The following is a 19,413-nucleotide window of genomic DNA, read 5'->3' on the forward strand; positions in this document are numbered from 1 at the left end:
ACCTAAAAACTAAAACCTTAGCCCAAAAAACTCTAACTTTAAATTGAACTTTTCAAGAAACTTAAACTTTACCTATAAAACTAAAACTCAAAATTTTTGAACTTTTTGTAAAAAGTAATTAGAGTCTTTTTAAAAAGACTCTAATATTAAATATTAATATTTTTTATATATTTTTTTACCTTTTACCCATTAACACTTACTAAAACGGTTTTTGCATTTTCAATAAGATCTTTTATATCTTTCTTGCTGCCTAGTGCCTCATTTCTTTTTAAAGAAGAAGCTTCTAAATTACTTAAAGAGCTGCTTGCATCCATTTGAGCTTGTCTAGATAATTGTAATGCATAAGATGCATTTTTTTTGCTCTCCAATCTTTTAATAATACTTTCTTTTAACCTTTTTTGAGCGCTATCAAAAAAGAACGCTGCAGATCTCATTTCATTTTCTGCCATATCAATCTTATTTATAAGTTGATCAAGTTCAATATGTTGTTTATTTAACTCATTTTGCAATTGTGCTAATCTCCTTATCTTATCTCTGTTGTTCTTATAATTTTCCATTAATAATGTTTTTTTATTTTGAATCTTTCCTATCACATCATAAAAATCATCTTTTATTAAAGCATATTCATCTTTAAGTATACACACATTCTTGATTAACTCAGAAAATCCAGAGTCTCCAAGAATATTCTCTAGATATTTAATTGATTCATCTGCTTTCTTTTCTTCATTAGTATAAGGAATTAAATCCTCTTTTTTTTGAACATGCTCAATTGAAATATTTGATATACCAACCTTATTATTCAATGATTCCAAAGACACCCCAGACTCTACAGGAACAATTAAATCCTCTAAATCATTAAATTTCCGTTCTCCAAAATTTTTAGTAAAAACTTTTTGCTTTTCTTGATTACTATATAAATTATTAAAAGCATCTTCCTGAACACTATCTGAAAATTCTTTTACATCATTGTTATTTTTTTGGCCTTTATTACCGGATAATTTAGAATCTAGATTGCAAGACATCAAGCCTATCATTAATAATACATATAAAAGCAAATTTTTTTCCATAAAAATACTCTCCTCTTCTCTAATCAAGAATACATATCATAAATAATAATTATTCTTAATTAAGATTATATATCACTTTGTTTAAATTACAATAAAGTATGAATATAATTATTGATATTTTATATTTATACTTATTAACCATTCGAAAAATATCTGATAAACTGTGAACTACTATTTCTATAATCTAAAAGATTATAGAAATAGTAGTTCACTAAAACATTTAGAATGTTTACGAATTATTTAATGTATTTTTTCATTTTTTGAAACAATATTGTTATAACTTAGTTTAATAAGAAATTTGATTTCTTAAATTTGGAAATCCGATGTACACAGAATCTGAATATCTCCTCCACCCCATTTACCAATATCCATAACATATCTAGCAAAACCTTCTTTTAAGTTGTTTGATTAAAAGAAGCAGTAACAACAATACAGTAATATTTATTTTATTTGCCATGTTATTGACATAGCGACTGATCGCTTGTATCCCCAAAAAAAAGATGCTTCAAATTACAAACTTAATTATGTGTATCAGTTTGAAAATCAGAAAAGGTTTAGGGCCATGAGCTCAGGTTGCAAATTTGCAATATTTCAGATCAGCAATACTAAAGAACCCACAACAAAATTTAGAGTAAAATTTGTCATTCAGAGTGGCGATAATATCGTGAAAGAAATAACCAGTGCTCTGGAAGAGGGTAATGAAAATGCTTATAAGGGAATTGAATTGGATATAACTCAAATCAAAAGACTATCTCCTATTCAAGAGTCAATAATAGAATTTAGAGATAGCGCTGAGCTTAAGCTTATTGATAAGATGTTCAGTCGATTTAGTACTTTTTCAGAAGATTGTATGAACTTCATAGGGGGTTTGAGCACGACAGGTATGAATAATCTCAAATTTTTAATAAAAGAATGCAATGATGAAAACCGTATATTTCTATATTGTGGAGCTAATATTCACCAATTTAATTCAAGATTTTTTCAAGATAAAGGTGCAAAAGAAAGTTCTAAATTGCTGTGGATGAGTAAAGAAGACTTAGAAAAAGTATTAGCTAAGGATGACCAATGTCAAACTGAAAGAGTATTCTTTAGAAAGGTTGCAAGAAACTCAAATGAAAGAACAATGATTAGCGTTCTTTTTCAATAATTTGCGATCCTTCAGTAATCGAAGATAAAGTACAGGGTGATTATTTTGCAGAGTTTAGCTTTAGACCCATGCCCAAGATCATTAAAGATGTTTAAAACGAATATGCTATTTGGCCTGCGGCGAGATCTATAATATTCAAATTGAAGATGTTGATCTACAAATGGGGTATCAAAGAACTATTAAATGGGATGCGTTTTTAAATGCTAATCCTACAACAATTGCTAATGGAGTTAATACTATCTCAACTATTGGATTTAGTTCTGAAGTTGTGAGGCTAAATTACTTAAAACTACAGTACAAATTTAGACACTTAAAGCGGGCTTCTGAGAAATTTTACACTTCAGACTCATATATTGGTGACATTAATAACAATTTACTACCTTTTGCTCAAGTTTATAAACTTGCAAGTAGCGAAATTATAAAACTTATTAATCATTTTGTACTAATAGGCACTGTTTCAATTCAAAAGGATGGAAAAAATCAAAAACGTTTACTTCCTAATATGTACGGACTACTTAATATGCCGGAACAGATAAAAGAAGAAGTTCAACAGGGCGATAAGGATAAGATGGATAAAATATTTGAAAAAATTGAGGCAGGACTTTCAAAATTAGAACTAGGGGACGAATTTTCTACACCCATTGTGATGGTAATAGTTGACCCCGCAACTTCACTTAAATTGGTAAAACAATATGCAGTAGGACAAGCTGTTGCATCAACAAGCGAAAAATGGGGGAATGTTCTAATTCAAACCATTAAAGCTATTCCCAATAGCAATAACACTTAGGAATGAAGTTTTGTTACTAAAAGTTCTTCTTCGTTCTTTACTTGTGCTTGTAAGTTTTTTGTTCACTCACTTTAATTCACCTTATTGTTTTTAAGATTGTTTAATATTGACTTGCAAAATAGTATTCTTAGTAGCAAGTAAACCGCCTAAAACAAAATCAATGTATGAATGAGCAATATCAGTTGAGTCTCTATCAACTTGTTCGTTCGGTGTAGGCAACATATACTTACTAGGTTTAAACTTAATAAGTTCTGAATTTAATGGGTAAATTAGTATTTGATGTTTTAACAAGTTTGAAGTTTCAATGTAAACGTCCTCTCTATTATTAATAGATCAACTAGCGCTAAGTAGGCAAAATTTTCTACTTCACTTATCTTTACTTCAAGCTATTCTAGTAACACGTGGCATTGACGCTGGTTCACTTACATATGAACAAATATTTTTACTTACTTTCTATCATATCATTCAACTAATAACAACACATATTATATATATATATATAATACTCTTTATTTACTGTTACGTTTTTATAACTTTGTTGCTGCAAATATTTCTGTTTAAAAAAACTTCACAAAACCTATTTTTTAATTAATTGGGAGAACATTTTCTTATAGAGTCTAAACCATTGCGGATTAAATCAAAAAGCTATTTCTACAATCTTTTATTCAAAAAAACGCACGCGTATTTGACATTTTAAAATATTGAAAAAAAATTATTTTTGTATTATATTCTATTTTGTAATTATTATTATTTAATACCTATAACAAAATTGTATTATGGTTTTACTAATTCATTATAGAGCCATTTAAGGATATTATTTTATGAAAAAATAATATTATTGATCAATATTTTTCTATTTATTTTATGCCAAACTGATGTTTTAAAGAAAAATAAAGTTAGCAAGAATCATAATTATAAAAAACAAACTGAGAAAGAAAATGTGCAAGGAGAAAAGGATAAGCTTATATCTTTGATAAACAGTTTGGTAGAATTCAATAATAAAGAAATAGATGATTCTTTTGAGAAATTCAAAAATGAGCCATCTAATCCATATAATCTTCCATTTAAAAATATTGGTTGATTTACATCAAAGGAAACACTTGCCGATAATGTAGAAAAATCTAAAACAGCTAGAAGAAGTTTGTATGCAGTTTTAGATTACAATGAAAGTGATTTACAAGAATTAGGATTAATTTTAAATTCAAATGTATGCAGTATCAAGAATATTGCTAATAAAATAATGCAAAATGCGGGCATAGAATTTCAATTTAGATTTGAAGCAATAATAAAATTGTCAATTGCTAAAAAAATAACTTAATGTTATTAAATATTCCTGATCTTAAAAGACTTAAAATTTGTCTTGAAGATTTTTTAGCCTTAAGAACAATCCGTAGGGAACGTGTTAAGCAGCTATCAAATGATTATAGTAGTGACAAAGAATCTATAAAATCTGAAAAATGTAAATTGGGAGATTATTTAAAATAAAGCTTTTTCAAATGTCCTTTTAAATATGGAGAAAGATCCTAAAAATCTAAAACAAGAAATTAGGAATATTATTGTTATTTAATTTTAAATTGGAAGAATTAAAAATTTTTCTTTATTTTTTTATTGTTTTTACAATAAAAAAGTCATTATGACTAGCTATTTTAGCTTAGATAAAATAGCCATATTTTTACAATTCTATTATTATTTATTATCAAGAATTAAATCATCCTTCTTAATTTCTTTTGCAAAACTGGATAGAAAAAATATTTATATATTTCCTTTTAAATTAATCATTTACAGTTTTAATTAACTTTGTCTCTTATATTTTTTTATCATAAACTTGTCTTTTAAGCATCCTTTAAAGACTCAAAATTTTTTTATAGCTCTTTTAACTAATTTTTCTATCTGTAAAGATCTTCCAAAATGGAATTAGCCTATCTATCATCATCTAATTAAATATAAAGGCACTACGCTATAATTTAAGCTAAGACTATATGAAGCTAAGTTTGTGAGTTATGTTTAATAAATGTTATATATTTGCATCATAGCATTATACCTACACAGCAAAGCCCCCTATTTTGGGGGCTTTGCTGTGTAGGTATAATAATGGAGATTTTATGTGATTAAGAACTGTTTTAAGTATTTCAATTGGTTGTAAGTTCACCATAATGACCATTTTTATTAAAAGTATCATTAGAATTAGAACTATTTAGTATTTCTAACAATAAACAAAAAATGAATTGACAGAAAGATTAAAGGATGTAGATAATGCAGAGCTTAAAGAAAAAATATCAAAGTTGCAAAGGTTATTTCAAGATAAATTAGCAGCCAAATTAGCAGCTTTAAAACAAGCTAAACAAAAAATCGAAGGCATTACTGATAGTGATACTTCTACTGCAAAATCCAAGATATGGGCTGAATCAAAATTGGTTGGAGCAACTATAAAGTTCAGTGGAAGTAATAGTGCTGGCAAAGGAACAGAAATGTCTAAAGAAGCTGTAGAACAGATAAATAAAATAATAAAGTGTCTCGAAGAAGGTACTAATTAATTAACTAGTAGTTAGAATAATCAAATTGATTTTTGAAATAGAAGAAAAATCCAGATATTAAATTCAATTTAATATCTGGATTTTAACATTTTTAATATAAAGAATAAGTTCTTACAAGAACAGCCTTTTGTAATTTACATTTTTAACTGAAAATACTGATTATAGGCTTTTTTTGCAATGGGTTTTGTTTTTTGAATGTAATCTAAAAGTAGTTTGATATTATGTTTTACTGAAGTCGTTGTGTGTTTATATTTTAGTGTTGATAAGTCGGGATAAGTATATTCTGGATAGTTTGGATCATTAACCTTTACTTTTGTTTTAGATAAGTATGTTATAAGGTACATAAAATACTCTGATAGTTGTGCCTCATATTTAGCGAAAGCTCCTAGTGTTTGAATAATTGGTGGTTTTAGTTCGTCCGGCAAACTAAAAGCAGTACTACAACATTATAGTAAAGTGAGTAATAAGTAGTTTGTCAGTTTAAGCATTTTCACCCCTTTTAAGCATATTTACATACTCCCGCATAATTTTATTGTGTTTTGCTTTTAATGGGGAGATAATTCTTCTACTTCTACTTCTACTTCTACTTCTACTTCTACTTCTACTTCTACTTCTACTTCTACTTCTACTTCTACTTCTAGTAATAGCTCCTATTAGCTCAATATTGTATTTTAATATATCTTGTATTTCTTCAAATATTTTAGTTGATTCGACTGTTTCCATAGATTTTAATGTTCCAATATATGTTTTGTAGAAAAAATCTATTACCCTACAAAAGTATCAATGTAGTTATGATCTTATGTTTGTATCAGTTTTAGCCATGTTAGTTAAGTTAGATAGTAAATCAAGCCCCAAACCAATAGTGTTATTTTGCATTATTTATTACTTTTTGATAGATAAGTTTTCCTTCCCGATTGAATTTTAGACTATTAGATATTTTTAGATTTTTTTCATCAAAATTAACTAGATCAATCAATATATTGATTTTCTCATTTATTGGAGCTAATATTTTTAATATTGTTGGACTTAATGCATTCTAAAGTCTTTTCATATTAGATTTTTAGATTAATGCATAATGAAAGTACAGCTAATAAACTAAAAAGAATCCTTTGTATGCGATCTCATCAAATTCATCCTCAAATTTAGAAAATATATCAATAAGATTTGATATGGATGTAAGTTCAATCTCAAGATTATCTTTAGATAATTTCGTAAATTAATCTCGTTTTTTAATATGGTTATTAACCATTTTCATTTCTAAAAAGCTTAACCGTTACTATGGACAATATATTTTTTAGTAAAGGTTTAAAAAAAATTAACGCTCCTAAAACTAGTACTGTTGCAAAAATCATTACGGCTATTAGTTTGATTTCATTTAAATTGATAAGAAGTTCGGTTATTAAATATCCATTTTTCAATCCTTCATTTTAATTTTTGATATATATATATCAAAACTGTAATTTTTGATAAAAAATTATACAGCTTTAAAAGATATGGGACTTGACTTCCTGATAAGTAGAATTTTTTTGAACATACCATAATTGTTACTCTGGAATTCTCGTCAACAGAAGTTTCCCCACTCTCCCATTTTTGTCTCACCCTCCACACATTTACTCTAGGAACTCCAAGTTTAACTGCTATTTCTCCATCATTTAGGGATCTTTCTCTAAAGTACGCAACATAATCATAAAAAGACCTTTTAACTTTTTTCAAAAAATTTCTCTAAAGTAACAAAATTAACAAATTGTTACTCTAAATAGTAAAGCAATTTCATAGATTATTAACACAAACTGATAACTTCTTAATAACTATTAACTACTGATCTATATATACAATATCCATTACATTTAAATACATAAAAATAAAACTTATTTATCTTAAATTCTTTTAGGTAGACATGTTTTATTTTTACAAAGAGTGTAAAACTATGTCAAAAGCTTTGGACGAAATATATTGCCATTCTTATGGCAAGCCAATTAAAAAAGAAGCCGAAATTTGTATTGCTTGTGGGGTTAGAAACAAACAAGTTAAAAAACTCTTATAACAGATTAATAGCAGCATTATTCTGCTTATTTTTTGGTTATTTAGGAGCTCATAGATTTTATGTAGGGAAAACGGGAACCGGTATTGCGTTTTTATGCATAATCCTTTTGTCTCCTTTATTTTATCTATTTACCTTGAGTTTTGGATTAATAATTATTGTACCCATATTAGCATACTGGAAATCATTGTTTTTATTGATCTAATAAGAATAATAATTAAAAAATTTTAAAAAGGATTTAAAATGACCAATAAAACAAAATTTGCAGTATTCTTATTTTTATTTATAAGTATTCTAAGCTGTAAATCAAATAATAATAAGAATAATAATGAAGAATTATTGGGAGATAGTAAATTTTTTACAAATGGAAAAGAAGATAATGAAAAATATTCCTGGATTTCAACAAAATCAGAAGAAAGGCCTGAAAATTGGTGGAATAAAAATCATGCACTTATGATTTTTGGGTATATCAACCCAGGAATTTCTTATTATTTTAATTTTAATGATATTACCACTAAACATAATATTGGGTTTTTTGATATACATGATATAAGAGGTAAAAATAAAATTAAAATTAAATATAGTTTTGATAATAAAAAAGAATCTAAACTAACAATCGGAATAGATGAATGTAGGCTTACCCCTGAAGCAATTAAACAGGGAAACATAATGTGTTATTCAGCGGCTAATTTATTTAATGATAATTATATTTTTACTAATCTTATGATTCCTCCGGTTAAATCAGAAGATTTTTCAAAAAAACTACTAACTTCTAAAACCCTTAAAATAGCTTTTGAAATTTTTAAAGATCCAATAACATTTAATCATAAAAAATTATATGTTAAATATAAAAAACATTTTATTAAAGAAGATAAAAGCATAAAAAAAGAGGATAATAACACAAAAATTATCAAAAATTGACGAAGTATCAAGGAGATTAAATTTCAAATAAACATTTTTAGCAATATAAATAAAAGAACAAGACTAGTTATTAGTCTTATTCTTTTATTTATGCTTATAAAACTATTTTTTTATTCTTTTTTTCTCTTCAGAACCTTTAAGCTCTTCTTCAATCTTTTTAAGTGCACCATCTATAACTTTAGTTGCCAATTCATTACTATCAGTACCAGTTCCGCCAGGATAACTTCCATTTAAACCTAATTTGTTAGCACACTGTCAAGCTTGCAATCCAACACCACCTTGGTTTTTAACTCTCGCACCATCAGTTACTCCACTAGCAGCACCAACCTGTTCTTTATATTTTTCAAATTTACTTTTAGCATCTTCTAAAGCTTTTTTTCTTTTCTCTATTTTTTCTTTTAAAGATTTTTCAAGTTCCTTTAATTTATTTTCAAGCTTTTCTCTGTCTTCTTTTTTATCTTTTAATTTTTTCTCTAATTCTTCTCTTAAATTTTTCACTTCTTCTTCATAACCAGAATACGTATTAAGAGAAGTTTTATCATCCGATTTATCTATCTTTTCCTTTAATCCTTTTATTTTGCCTTCAATTTTTTCTTTTAATTTTGAATTTTCATCAACACCTTGAGCTAGTTTCTCTTCACCTTGACCACCTTGACCTTGCGGTCCATCAGCTTGCATTAGTTCTTCAACCTTTGAAGAAACTTCTGATCCGAGGTTTTTAAGACCCCCAACCAACTCTTCTTTTTTTGTATCTAAAAATCCCTTAACTTGTTCATTTACTTTTAATAAGTGGGTGTAGGGGAACTGAAATTCAAAAAGTAAAAATGCAAGATATTACTCAACTGCTAAGCAAAAATGGAGAAATTTTTTACAATATCAAAGTAAATGTAGCAAAAAAAAGAAGTGTCGTCTGCATTAGAGAAATCGTCATTAATTCTAAGGAGTTTGACGCTATTCAACAGCACATAAAAATCATTTCGAAGAAAAAAATCTCGATACAAGAAGAACTTATCTTTTCCAAAAAACCAAACATAAATTTAAAGACAATCAAATTAGCATTATCCATATTTCTAATAAATTCAAAAATCTTCTTAAAAAATCGGACTTTAAAGCAAATAAATCACTTCATTTATGCAGAAATTTGTTTGTTTCAAATTTAAAATCCAATGGATACAATTCTTTTCAAATTAAAGAACTTATGAAATATTCTTCAACCCATGAAATTGATAATATCTATGGACTCTCTTCTGCTAACAAAATTCAAGCTTATAAGTGCATCAAAAATAGCTTAAAGCTGTAGTAAAACTATCTAAGTTTGAATATGCGCTTTGAAATTACTTTAAATACTTTTCCATTGGGCTTTAAATCAAGTGAATCATATAATATTTCTTTCTCTTTTGTAGCAATAAAGTGTGATCCATTAACACCCTCAATTTTAACTTCACTTATTTCAAATTCATTCGCAGCCACAAAGTAATTGGAAGATTCATACCTAACACTAGTTCTAATTCCATAATAATTAAGTATCATACAAGGATCATTAATAAAACAATTTTTCTTGATGTACCCAAGTCCTAAAAATCTGCGATACGCCACATTTATTCCAAAAGCATTAAATTCAAGCTTCTTCAACAAACTTGTATAATAATGCAAACATAAAAAATAACACCCCCATCTCTGTATCTCTCCGAGAGCAAACTCCTATTGTTTTGTTTTATTTTACTAATAATCATTAATTAACCCTCCAATGTTAAATATTTTTTTTATTTTTTTTAGTGTCCCCTTTTAAATGGGGACACTATTTGCATATGATATATTGATCATATTGCTCGGCAAGTAAAATTTATTATTTGTTGTCGAAAGTTCCGTAAATCTATCTGCTATTGCCCTTTTCCTAGGATCATAATTGAACACAAATTATTTAAATCTGTAATTTACATGATTCATTAGTGGATATTTATCTAAAATTTCATCAATTTTAATTTTGAGCCGTTCTTTAATAGGTTTTTCTCTTTTCTTGTTTTCATTTTGAATTTTATCCAGTTCTGATTTTAAATTGTCAATCTCAATCAGCTTACACTCAAGATTAACAGCAGACTCTTCGGTTTTAATCTCAAGGTCAGTGCACTCAACATACTCTACAAATTCTTTTACCCAATCAAACTCAACTCCAGATTGATAAAAATCACTCTTTACTACCAACTCCTCAATCTCTTCAATGAACTTAATAAACGTATCATTATCATGATCACTTGAGATTAATAAATTAGACCCATTATTTTCAATAATTTCGTTTCTTACATTGAAAACTTCCCATTCACATTTTTGAACAAATTCTAAAACTTTTAATATCAAAGAATTATTTCTCTTTATCCTACAGTTCACCGGTGCAGCGTCTATTAAAAAGAATAAATTACAATACTCAAGTTCCAGTACATGCTAGCTGCATTTGTGCCTGCACATAGTATTTGAAAAAATACTTGCTACTTGAAAAATTGCCATTTTTATTGTACTCGGCTATAGCACTACTCATATAATTAGAATCACTACTCTTAATTTCTAAAAGCTCTATATCACCATCCTTATTTATAAACCACCCATCAATTGTTGAGCCTACTAAAGTTGCCAAACCATCCATTTTTTTGAAATAATTATATTTATCAACACCATTGGCATATTTGTTTTTATACAAAACATCGATATTATCACCGTGTGCCTTAACAAATTCTCTAAATCCTAAATTTTCCAACTCTTTACCCTTGAGCATATACAAATTCTCTTCAAAAGGCAGACCCATACCAAAATATTTAAGCACTCGGTTTATCATCAAGCCTTTAAGTTCAGCATCACCAATTAGAATATTGCTTACTTCACTAGCACCATATTTATTGAGTTTGTTTCTCTGCACGCTAAAATCAATATTTCGATCAAACTTAAAACATTCTTGACTACTTATTCCTGGTAATTTTTTATCTATCTTGCTTAATTTACTTTTTTCTTTAATGGGAGAGGATTTTTCCTCAAATATTTCACAACCAATAAAACTTTGTTGCTCAAAATTCATCATGTTGGATACTCCATTTATTTTTTCTTTATTATTTGTTGAAACATTGTTCATGTTTTCCTCCTTAATTTTTCAATAAATAATTGAATAGCAAAAACTATTTTTGCCAACTTTTTTACAAAAATTTTTGCAAAAAAGTTAGGTCTTAGCTAGATCATCTACTTAAAGAACTAAGTTAAACCCTTTATTTATTTTTTGCAAATTAAAATAAATAAATAAATAGAAGCAGTCAAACTGATCAACATTCTAATAACTACGCTATTTGCAGTAATCCTAACTTAGAATTTAAAGCAATTTAATAGCAAAAAAGTTAGGACTCATCCAAATTCTCTACAAAAAACTTTGCTAAGTCCCGGCTTATTTGGATTGATTTTGATTTTTGATAACAAAAAATTTTTAGCTATACATATATAGCTAAAACAAAAACTATTTTTGTAAAACTTTTTGTAAAAAAAGCGATAACTTTATTAAATTCTATTGCTAAGAGAATTTAATAAAGTTAAGGACTTGTCAGAATTTATTATAAATATAATTCTACTGATTAATCATAATTCAATTTAGAATTGAAATCAATTTATATTTTTACAAAACAAAAACTTATTTAAATTCTCTTTGTTATAAAATTCAAATAAGTTCTAATTTTTAAAACAAATCAAAAATAAAATGTTATCGTCTAATAAAATTCATCGGTTTTAATGATATAATACTTGGAAAAGTCATATTATATAATTTTTCATTATTTGAAGCCTTGTATATATTTCATTAAAAATGAATTTATAAATGGTCCAAAAATTGCTGCTGTTATTACCATAAAATGTATCACTCTGTTACCCATATTAAGATCTTTGCGTAAATTCTTTTCTACAGTATTTATCTTAATGTCTAAGTTATCTATTTTGATATTAAAATTTCTCTCCACATTATCTATTTTTGAATCTAAATTCTTCTCTACAAAATCAATCTTAATATTGAATTCACTTTTTACAAAATCTATCTTGGCATTTAAATTTTTCTCTACATCGATTAATTTCTTTTTTAAAAATTCAAAGTTGTAATTATCATTATGAAGAAAAACAAAATCTATTGCCTCCTCGCTAAACCCTATGTTTAAAAATTCACTTTTAATACTTTCTATATTGTATGTTCTGTACTCTAAAATTGTTCATAAAATCCGATTTATTATCCTTTTAATCGCTTGTACTTCTTTAAAAGTTTGTTAATTAAATCTTTTTGATTTTCAAAAACCTCATGCATCATAAAACTTGTAAACTTAGCATTTTTTTTATAAAAATCACAACTCTCCTGAGTTTTAAGCTGAAATCTTAAAGGTTTTATTGGATTTTGTTTTGATTTTTTTACTATTGAAGTTTCTTGACCTTCTATTAAATCAAGAGAATCATTAATACCATTTTCAATTATATAATCTTCATTAAGAATTCCCGCTTGCAATGCTTTTGCTAATTTTAAATATATATAAACTTGAGTTCTTGCCAATTTATAATCTTTTATAAAAGCATCAAAACTTTTATAACCATCAAGCTTATAGTATTCATTATCTTTTATTTCTTTTAAAATTCTAATACTTTCTACTTTATAAAAAATTTTCTTTTTTATATTGGTTTTTAAACTATTTTTTAAATCATTGTAATGAGCAAATATCTCCTCCTTAGTAATTAATTTTTTTTCACCGTCAGGGATCTGCCACACCTGATAAAATCCTCTTATTTAATTCTATTTCCAGAATAGACCTCTTTTATTTTTAATCCGTACGGATCCGTACGGATTTATTTAACATATTTATCATACATAATGAAAAATCTTGACAATACCTCTTTATATTCATAAATATAATCTTTGGTCATATCAAATTCATCATTTCTAGCAATTTTTTTATTTAAATCTTCTCTCTCATGGATAAATCCCAAAAATCCTGTCTTAGATCCAAAGTGCTGTAACAATTGCTCGTGAGTATTGTTTTTCTTAAATCGTGTTATAATCAAAAATATTGGAATTTTTATTTTTAAATTGTTCATGTGAAATTCCAATAATTCTAAACTTTCAACTGCCCATTTTTCTGCAGTCATTGGGACTATTATACAATTACTAGTCATTAAAGCATTTGACAGAGTGTAATCTAAACTAGGATTAGTATCTATTATTACATAATGATACTTTTGCTTTAAAAATTCTAAATTGTTTTGCAACTTTAACTCTTTTAATGGTACAGATTCGCTTAAAAATTTATTTAAAGCTAAATAACTGGGAATTAAGTCCAAATTTTCCTTAACCCTTACAATTGAATCATTAATATCTAATTTTTCTTTTAACACTCTATAAACATTGATATTCACAATATCAATGTTTTGATTTGAAATTTCTTTATAAAAATAACTTGTAGTGGATGCTTGAGTGTCCATGTCAATTAAGAGAACTTTACTATCATTAGACAAAAGAGTAACAAATATTATTGCGCTTGTACTTTTACCAATACCACCTTTAATTGAGGCAATTGTAATTACTTTAGGCTTTTTTTTGTCCATTTTTTAAGAATTCCTTGTTCTGGATATTTTTCCATATTCAACGTTCATACAACCTTTCTGTTAAATTCTTTTATCGTTAAAGAATTTTTTTCATTCTTTATTATCTCTAATAATTCATACTGATATGTATCAAACACTTTGTTATATTCTAATTTCTTTTTGTTGTTCAAATAAGCTTTTATAATTTGCTTTAGAACTTCAATTTCTGCCACATTTTTTAGCTGCTCAATAAGCATATTGAAAATGTTTGTCTTTATATTTTCAGAGTCTTTTTGTAAGCTTTCTTTTTTTATTTCAATTATTTTTTCTAACTTACGTTTTATGTTGCTTAAATCGTTATATTTTTGACTTACAATAATAAAATGGGGTTTATTTTTGTAAATTTCATATATTTTTTGAATATTTACTTCTAATTGTTTTGTGTTGTATCCTTTTTTTTCTAATTCTTTTTGAGCATTTATAAGTATTTCTTTTAATTTGTTTTGCTTTTCTTTAAAAGAAGATTTATTAAAATGTATATTTTTACCTTTTATTAGTTTAATCTCAATTCTTTTTACGGTTTTAAGTATTTTAATTTTCTCATTTTTACTATTATCTAAATTTAATACAATAGGAAGAATTTCTTTACATAAAAGGTTACATTTATTTGAATATTTTTTTACTTGAAAATTTTCTATTTGCTTTTCAATTTTTTCTTTTTCTTCTTTTATATTATTTTTATTACTTATACACTCCTCCAAATTTACACTCCCCCTTAAAGGGAATTTGTCTAAATAGTGGTTGTCAACCCTTTTTTTAAATCTTGAGTGTTTTTTTTCTTTAAAGAATTTGTTGATTTTATAGTAACACTCTTTTTTTGGATAAATGAGTTTATAGTAAATTTCAGTACCACAATTTACTCCCAAGTGTTTGTGGTAGTTAGATGTGACTTTTATTTCTTTTTCTAATTTGTAAAGATATTTTTGCAATGTTTTTAGTTTTACAGTAGTTTGACCATTTTTTTTTAGATTTTTATTAAAGTAATAGAGTATATTTTGTTGAGTATATTTCTTATGTTTGGTATTTACGTATTCAAGTGTTGAGGTGAGAACTATTAATTTGTGTTGGTGTTTATTGTAGCAATTTGGACTTTTTTTATTGGTTGATATTGACATAATCGTCAACCTCCTTTGATAGTTATAAATAATTATAAGTAATATAATGCAAAATTTTTATTTAAAAGTAAATACTTTTCTGAAAAAAATATTATATTTAAAATGTTAATCTTATTAATTTAATATGCTTTTTGTAATTTGGTAAAAGATAAATTGATTTTAATTTTAAATTGGGATACACTACAAATAACGTAGTTGTTTAAATATTGACATTTGCGACTACCTTTGATAGTAATTTGCAAAAAATAACATAAGGGTTTAGCTTAGTTCTTTTAGAAGAGAATCTAGCTAAGCCCTCATTTTTTGCAAAAATTTTTGTAAAAAACTTGGCAAAAATAGTTTTTGCTATATAATAGCTGATCTAACAAATTGTGGCATTGTATTCATATTTTTAGACCAATTTTCACTGTTCCATTGTACAATATGGTATAGTTAATTATATTAGAATCACATTTTTCAGCACAAGTACTGAGCATGAAGAGTCATTTGATACACGAATTCATACAGATATTGACCCTCTGCAGAGATTGGATCCTTCATAAAACCAAGATCCAAATTATGTTTCTTAATAACATTTTAATTACTCTCACTATTTCATTATAATTCTAAGAATTATAGCCATATCCTTTAAGATTTTTGTCAATACTCGGCAAATTCATAATTAGAACTTGCATATTTTTTCTGAATTTAATTTTTGCTTGTATATTATTTTGCATATTATCTTGAATATTTAAATTATTATTTGTTAAGTTTGACATAATCGTCATCCTCTTGTATGTTTACAAATAAACAAATAGCAAAAACTTTTTTGCCAAGTTTTTTACAAAAATTTTTGCAAAAAAATGAGGGCTTAGCTAGATTCTCTTCTAAAAGAACTAAGCTAAACCCTTATATTATTTTTCGCAAATTAACATACAGGTAGTCAAACTGAAATACGTTCAAATAACTACGCTAACTGTAGTATAGTCTAAGTTAGGGCTAAAATCAATTTATCTTTTAATAAATTACAAAAAGTGTATTTTATTAACGAAATTTTTAATTTAAAGTAAATATTTTTTTAGAAAAGTATTTACTTTAAATTAAAAATTTTGCATTATATTATTATTAATTATTAATAAACATACAGGAGAGAAAATATGAAAGGTTTTCCAAATAACAAAAAAAGTGCGAATTGCCACAATAAATTACCGCGCAAATTAATAGTTCTTATCTCAACACTTGAATACGTAAATACCAAATATCCGAAATACACTCAACAAAACATACTCTATTACTTTAATGAAAATCTTAGAAGAAATGGTCAACCTATTGTTAAGCTAAAAACACTTCAAAAATATCTTTACAAATTAGAAAAAGAATCAAGAGTCACATCTAACTACCACAAACACTTGGAAGTAAATTGTGGTACTAAAGTTTACTATAAACTCATTTATCCAAAAAAAGAGTGTTACTATAAAATCAACAAACACTTTGAAGAAAAAAAACACTCAAGATTTAAAAAAAAGGTTGACAATCACTATTTAGACAAATTCCCTTTAAGGGGGAGTGTAAACTTGGAGGAGTGCTTAAGTAATAAAAGCAATAATATAAAAGAAGAAAAAGAAAAAATTGAAAAGCAAATAGAAAATTTTCAAGTAAAAAAATATTCAAATAAATGTAACCTTTTATGTAAAGAAATTCTTCCTATTGTATTAAATTTAGATAATAGTAAAAATGAGAAAATTAAAATACTTAAAACCGTAAAAAGAATTGAGATTAAACTAATAAAAGGTAAAAATATACATTTTAATAAATCTTCTTTTAAAGAAAAGCAAAACAAATTAAAAGAAATACTTATAAATGCTCAAAAAGAATTAGAAAAAAAAGGATACAACACAAAACAATTAGAAGCAAATATTCAAAAAATATATGAAATTTACAAAAATAAACCCCATTTTATTATTGAAAATCAAAAATATAACGATTCAAGCAACATAAAACGTAAGTTAGAAAAAATAATTGAAATAAAAAAAGAAAGCTTACAAAAAGACTCTGAAAATATAAAGACAAACATTTTCAATATGCTTATTGAGCAGCTAAAAAGTGTGGCAGAAATTGAAGTTCTAAAGCAAATTATAAAAGCTTGTTTGAATAGCAAAAAGAAATTAGAATATAATAAAGTGTTTGACACGTATTATAATGAGTTATTAGAGATAATAAAAACCGGAAAAAATTCTTTAACGACAGAAGAATTTATCAAAAATGTTGTATGAGGATTGAGTATGGAAGATGCACCCGAACCAATAAAAAAAGGCAAATGTAAAGTTGAATGCCAAAATAAAGAACGCTTTATTAAGATTGAAAAAGAAAATGGCAAAGCAATGTACCATAAAAAATAATGATGGACTTATACAAAATTGGAATTTATGAGAAGAAACATGAATTTCGAGTATCATTAAGGGCCTTACATAATGGAGAAAGAATTGTCCAAGAAGCTCACTTGTACCCCATCAAAGAAGGAGATAAGTTTATTGAAATTTTTTATGGCTTTAGAAAACCAATAAAAAAGGCAATTATAAAGTATGAAGCAAAAGGAAATAGAAAATCTTACGGCTTTGCAAGGGCATATTATATGGAAGTTAGATTTAAAGCAGGTAGCGTGTTTTTTTATTTCAAGGGATTATATCGCTTATTATATAAAGAGAGAATGAATAATCATTACAACAAAATATTATTTAGTATGTTTATAGACTTAGAAAAACAAGTATATGAATTTTATGGGAAAAAATACCCCTAATAAGGACTACTAACGAAATGGATAATAAAAAACCTAAAATAATAACAATTGCCAGTCTTAAAGGTGGTGTAGGTAAAAGCACAAGTGCAATAATATTTGTTACTTTGTTGGCTCAAAAATATAAAGTATTATTAATAGATATAGATACTCAAGCATCAATAACCAGTTTTTATTTCAATAAAATACAAAACAAAAATGTTAATTTGGAAAATTCTAATATATATGAAATATTAAGAGAAAGTGCTTTAGAAATAAGAGATGTTATTATTAATATTGATAATAATTTAGACCTAATACCCAGTTATTTAAGTTTGCATAAATTTAATCAAGAAGCAATTCCATTTAAGGAATTAAGATTAAAAAAGAAGTTAGAATCTATACAAGACAATTATGATTATATAATAATAGATACTCCACCAAGTTTAGACTTCACTTTGACAAATGCTTTAGTAAGTAGTCAATATGTTTTAGTACCAATAACTGCTGAAAAATGGGCAGTTGAGAGTTTGGATCTTTTAGAGTTTTATTTAAGAAAAATAGGAACAAATGCTCCAATTTTTATATTGGTAACACGATTTAAAAAAAATAATACTCATAAACAATTATTAGACATTTTACAATTAAGAGAGGATTATTTAGGGATTATATCTGAAAGAGAAGATTTAAATAGAAGAATAGCAGAAAATGATAAATTTGATTTAGATAAAGATTATGTTTGTGAGTATAAAAAAATTCTTGAATATTTTTTAAATAAGATGCAGGTTACGCCATCTTTTGGATGGCGCATATAAAAAGCTGTTCTTTGTAGAAAAAATTCCGGTGCCGGAAAAAACATGAGGTGATTTATATATGAATATACAATTAAATAAAAGAAATTTATCTACTGATAATGATGTTATGGTTAGATATAAATCGTTAAAATCTCAATTAACGATAAATGTTAAATCTGAAATTTGTTCTAGATTAGAGACAATGAAAATTTTAAAAGAGATTAAAGATAATGAATATTACAAACTAGATGGATATAAAAGTTTTGAAGATTTTACAAAAGACTATAAATTGGCAAAAACCCAGGCTTATGATTATTTAAGAATTGCTAATGCTATAGAAGAGGGAATAATAGAGGAAGAATTTTTAGTACAAAATGGATTTAGACAAACTCTGTTTGTACTAAGAAATAAAGAAAGCATAACAATAAAAAAATCAAAACAAAATTGGATAAAACCCTTAAGATTTCAACTTAAAAAACAAGAAAGCTATGATTTTTATAAAAAACATGCCAAATTTACAAGTTTTATGATGGATGAAATTTTTGAAAATCAAAAGGATTTAATTAACAAACTTTTAAAGAAATATAAAGAATTAAAAGGATAATAAATCGG

14 protein-coding genes and 16 pseudogenes are annotated in these 19,413 nt (G+C 26.0%); 15 read left to right on the forward strand and 15 right to left on the reverse strand.

From position 1 onward, the window contains the following. Window positions 1-182 precede the first annotated feature (182 nt). Window positions 183-1,067, reverse strand: a complete 885-nt coding sequence (locus BLO14_RS04600; RefSeq protein ID WP_091973495.1) for a P12 family lipoprotein — start codon at window positions 1,065-1,067, stop codon at window positions 183-185. Window positions 1,068-1,572: 505 nt separating this feature from the next. On the opposite strand from BLO14_RS04600, the pseudogene BLO14_RS04605 reads away from it, so the two are divergent. Then, window positions 1,573-2,205 (forward strand): annotated as a pseudogene (locus BLO14_RS04605) (class I SAM-dependent DNA methyltransferase); the annotation flags it as partial. Between the two features lie 145 nt (window positions 2,206-2,350). Further along, window positions 2,351-2,986 (forward strand): annotated as a pseudogene (locus tag BLO14_RS04610) (hypothetical protein); the annotation flags it as partial. A gap of 105 nt (window positions 2,987-3,091) precedes the next feature. Here the strand turns inward: BLO14_RS04610 and BLO14_RS04615 are convergent. Beyond that, window positions 3,092-3,334 (reverse strand): annotated as a pseudogene (locus BLO14_RS04615) (hypothetical protein); the annotation flags it as partial. Here BLO14_RS04615 and BLO14_RS04620 point away from each other — a divergent pair. The 5 genes and pseudogenes from BLO14_RS04620 to revA form a co-directional block, all read left to right on the forward strand. Next, window positions 3,321-3,464, forward strand: a pseudogene (locus BLO14_RS04620) (DUF3890 domain-containing protein); the annotation flags it as partial. The pseudogenes BLO14_RS04615 and BLO14_RS04620 overlap by 14 nt on opposite strands. A gap of 477 nt (window positions 3,465-3,941) precedes the next feature. Then, the gene (locus BLO14_RS06065) at window positions 3,942-4,082 is read left to right on the forward strand and encodes a hypothetical protein (protein ID WP_159427407.1); all 141 of its coding nucleotides are present in this window, start codon (window positions 3,942-3,944) and stop codon (window positions 4,080-4,082) included. A 21-nt stretch (window positions 4,083-4,103) separates the two neighbouring features. Beyond that, window positions 4,104-4,319 (forward strand): annotated as a pseudogene (locus BLO14_RS05940) (CRASP family complement regulator-acquiring lipoprotein); the annotation flags it as partial. Beyond that, the gene (locus tag BLO14_RS06260; RefSeq protein ID WP_143280323.1) at window positions 4,319-4,486 is read left to right on the forward strand and encodes a CRASP family complement regulator-acquiring lipoprotein; all 168 of its coding nucleotides are present in this window, start codon (window positions 4,319-4,321) and stop codon (window positions 4,484-4,486) included. The pseudogene BLO14_RS05940 and the gene BLO14_RS06260, both read left to right, overlap by 1 nt. 740 nt (window positions 4,487-5,226) lie before the next feature. Beyond that, the gene (gene revA / locus BLO14_RS04630) at window positions 5,227-5,535 is read left to right on the forward strand and encodes a fibronectin-binding protein RevA (protein WP_143280324.1); all 309 of its coding nucleotides are present in this window, start codon (window positions 5,227-5,229) and stop codon (window positions 5,533-5,535) included. A gap of 134 nt (window positions 5,536-5,669) precedes the next feature. Here revA and BLO14_RS04635 read toward each other — a convergent pair. From BLO14_RS04635 to BLO14_RS05950, 5 genes and pseudogenes are all read right to left on the reverse strand, one after another. After that, window positions 5,670-6,023: pseudogene (locus BLO14_RS04635) on the reverse strand (BBA14 family lipoprotein). Then, a pseudogene (locus BLO14_RS04640) lies at window positions 6,016-6,411 on the reverse strand (BlyB family putative holin accessory protein). Before BLO14_RS04640 ends, BLO14_RS04635 begins: the two co-directional pseudogenes overlap by 8 nt. Continuing rightward, window positions 6,401-6,745: pseudogene (locus tag BLO14_RS04645) on the reverse strand (BlyB family putative holin accessory protein); the annotation flags it as partial. The pseudogenes BLO14_RS04640 and BLO14_RS04645, both read right to left, overlap by 11 nt. A gap of 31 nt (window positions 6,746-6,776) precedes the next feature. Continuing rightward, on the reverse strand, window positions 6,777-6,953 hold the full coding sequence (locus BLO14_RS04650; protein WP_330220015.1) for a BlyA family holin: 177 nt from the start codon (window positions 6,951-6,953) through the stop codon (window positions 6,777-6,779). A 121-nt stretch (window positions 6,954-7,074) separates the two neighbouring features. Next, window positions 7,075-7,248, reverse strand: a pseudogene (locus tag BLO14_RS05950) (DUF603 domain-containing protein); the annotation flags it as partial. A 214-nt stretch (window positions 7,249-7,462) separates the two neighbouring features. On the opposite strand from BLO14_RS05950, the pseudogene BLO14_RS04660 reads away from it, so the two are divergent. Both BLO14_RS04660 and BLO14_RS04665 read left to right on the forward strand, forming a co-directional pair. Further along, window positions 7,463-7,807, forward strand: a pseudogene (locus BLO14_RS04660) (TM2 domain-containing protein). Between the two features lie 12 nt (window positions 7,808-7,819). After that, on the forward strand, window positions 7,820-8,497 hold the full coding sequence (locus BLO14_RS04665) for a hypothetical protein (protein WP_091973502.1): 678 nt from the start codon (window positions 7,820-7,822) through the stop codon (window positions 8,495-8,497). A gap of 255 nt (window positions 8,498-8,752) precedes the next feature. Here BLO14_RS04665 and BLO14_RS04670 read toward each other — a convergent pair whose 3' ends face one another. Continuing rightward, window positions 8,753-9,232 carry a hypothetical protein gene (locus BLO14_RS04670; protein WP_091973505.1) on the reverse strand — a complete coding sequence of 160 codons (480 nt, stop codon included), beginning with the start codon at window positions 9,230-9,232 and terminating at the stop codon, window positions 8,753-8,755. Window positions 9,233-9,267: 35 nt separating this feature from the next. On the opposite strand from BLO14_RS04670, the pseudogene BLO14_RS04675 reads away from it, so the two are divergent. Beyond that, window positions 9,268-9,797, forward strand: a pseudogene (locus BLO14_RS04675) (tyrosine-type recombinase/integrase); the annotation flags it as partial. Between the two features lie 5 nt (window positions 9,798-9,802). Here BLO14_RS04675 and BLO14_RS04680 read toward each other — a convergent pair. The 6 genes and pseudogenes from BLO14_RS04680 to BLO14_RS04705 all read right to left on the reverse strand — a co-directional run bounded on the left by BLO14_RS04680 (window position 9,803) and on the right by BLO14_RS04705 (window position 15,255). Continuing rightward, a pseudogene (locus tag BLO14_RS04680) lies at window positions 9,803-10,230 on the reverse strand (DUF261 domain-containing protein). A gap of 52 nt (window positions 10,231-10,282) precedes the next feature. Continuing rightward, window positions 10,283-11,615, reverse strand: a pseudogene (locus BLO14_RS04685) (DUF244 domain-containing protein). Between the two features lie 682 nt (window positions 11,616-12,297). After that, entirely contained in the window at window positions 12,298-12,720 is a 423-nt protein-coding gene (bdr, locus tag BLO14_RS04690) for a Bdr family repetitive protein (protein WP_091973508.1), read from the reverse strand. A gap of 20 nt (window positions 12,721-12,740) precedes the next feature. After that, window positions 12,741-13,302 (reverse strand): annotated as a pseudogene (locus BLO14_RS04695) (chromosome replication/partitioning protein). 43 nt (window positions 13,303-13,345) lie between these two features. Then, window positions 13,346-14,101, reverse strand: coding sequence for a ParA family protein (locus BLO14_RS04700; protein WP_091973511.1), 756 nt, complete (start codon window positions 14,099-14,101; stop codon window positions 13,346-13,348). Window positions 14,102-14,145: 44 nt separating this feature from the next. Continuing rightward, complete coding sequence (locus BLO14_RS04705) at window positions 14,146-15,255, reverse strand: plasmid maintenance protein (RefSeq protein ID WP_091973514.1); 1,110 nt, start codon at window positions 15,253-15,255, stop codon at window positions 14,146-14,148. 419 nt (window positions 15,256-15,674) lie between these two features. Between BLO14_RS04705 and BLO14_RS06285 the strand changes: the two are divergent. Further along, window positions 15,675-15,764: pseudogene (locus tag BLO14_RS06285) on the forward strand (Erp family outer-surface lipoprotein); the annotation flags it as partial. A 96-nt stretch (window positions 15,765-15,860) separates the two neighbouring features. On the opposite strand, the gene BLO14_RS06070 reads toward BLO14_RS06285, so the two are convergent. Next, window positions 15,861-16,013, reverse strand: coding sequence for a hypothetical protein (locus BLO14_RS06070; RefSeq protein ID WP_159427408.1), 153 nt, complete (start codon window positions 16,011-16,013; stop codon window positions 15,861-15,863). Between the two features lie 378 nt (window positions 16,014-16,391). Between BLO14_RS06070 and BLO14_RS04715 the strand changes: the two genes are divergently transcribed. From BLO14_RS04715 to BLO14_RS04730, 4 genes and pseudogenes are all read left to right on the forward strand, one after another. Next, window positions 16,392-17,507: a plasmid maintenance protein gene (locus BLO14_RS04715; RefSeq protein WP_091973517.1), complete on the forward strand. Its 1,116-nt coding sequence runs from the start codon at window positions 16,392-16,394 to the stop codon at window positions 17,505-17,507. Between the two features lie 9 nt (window positions 17,508-17,516). Beyond that, window positions 17,517-18,031: pseudogene (locus BLO14_RS04720) on the forward strand (DUF226 domain-containing protein). A 17-nt stretch (window positions 18,032-18,048) separates the two neighbouring features. Then, the gene (locus BLO14_RS04725) at window positions 18,049-18,822 is read left to right on the forward strand and encodes a ParA family protein (protein WP_091973520.1); all 774 of its coding nucleotides are present in this window, start codon (window positions 18,049-18,051) and stop codon (window positions 18,820-18,822) included. Window positions 18,823-18,880: 58 nt separating this feature from the next. Next, window positions 18,881-19,405, forward strand: a complete 525-nt coding sequence (locus BLO14_RS04730) for a chromosome replication/partitioning protein (protein WP_091973523.1) — start codon at window positions 18,881-18,883, stop codon at window positions 19,403-19,405. The last annotated feature ends 8 nt before the right edge of the window (window positions 19,406-19,413 follow it).

Source organism: Borreliella japonica (assembly GCF_900099615.1).
In the GTDB taxonomy this organism is placed as follows: domain Bacteria; phylum Spirochaetota; class Spirochaetia; order Borreliales; family Borreliaceae; genus Borreliella; species Borreliella japonica.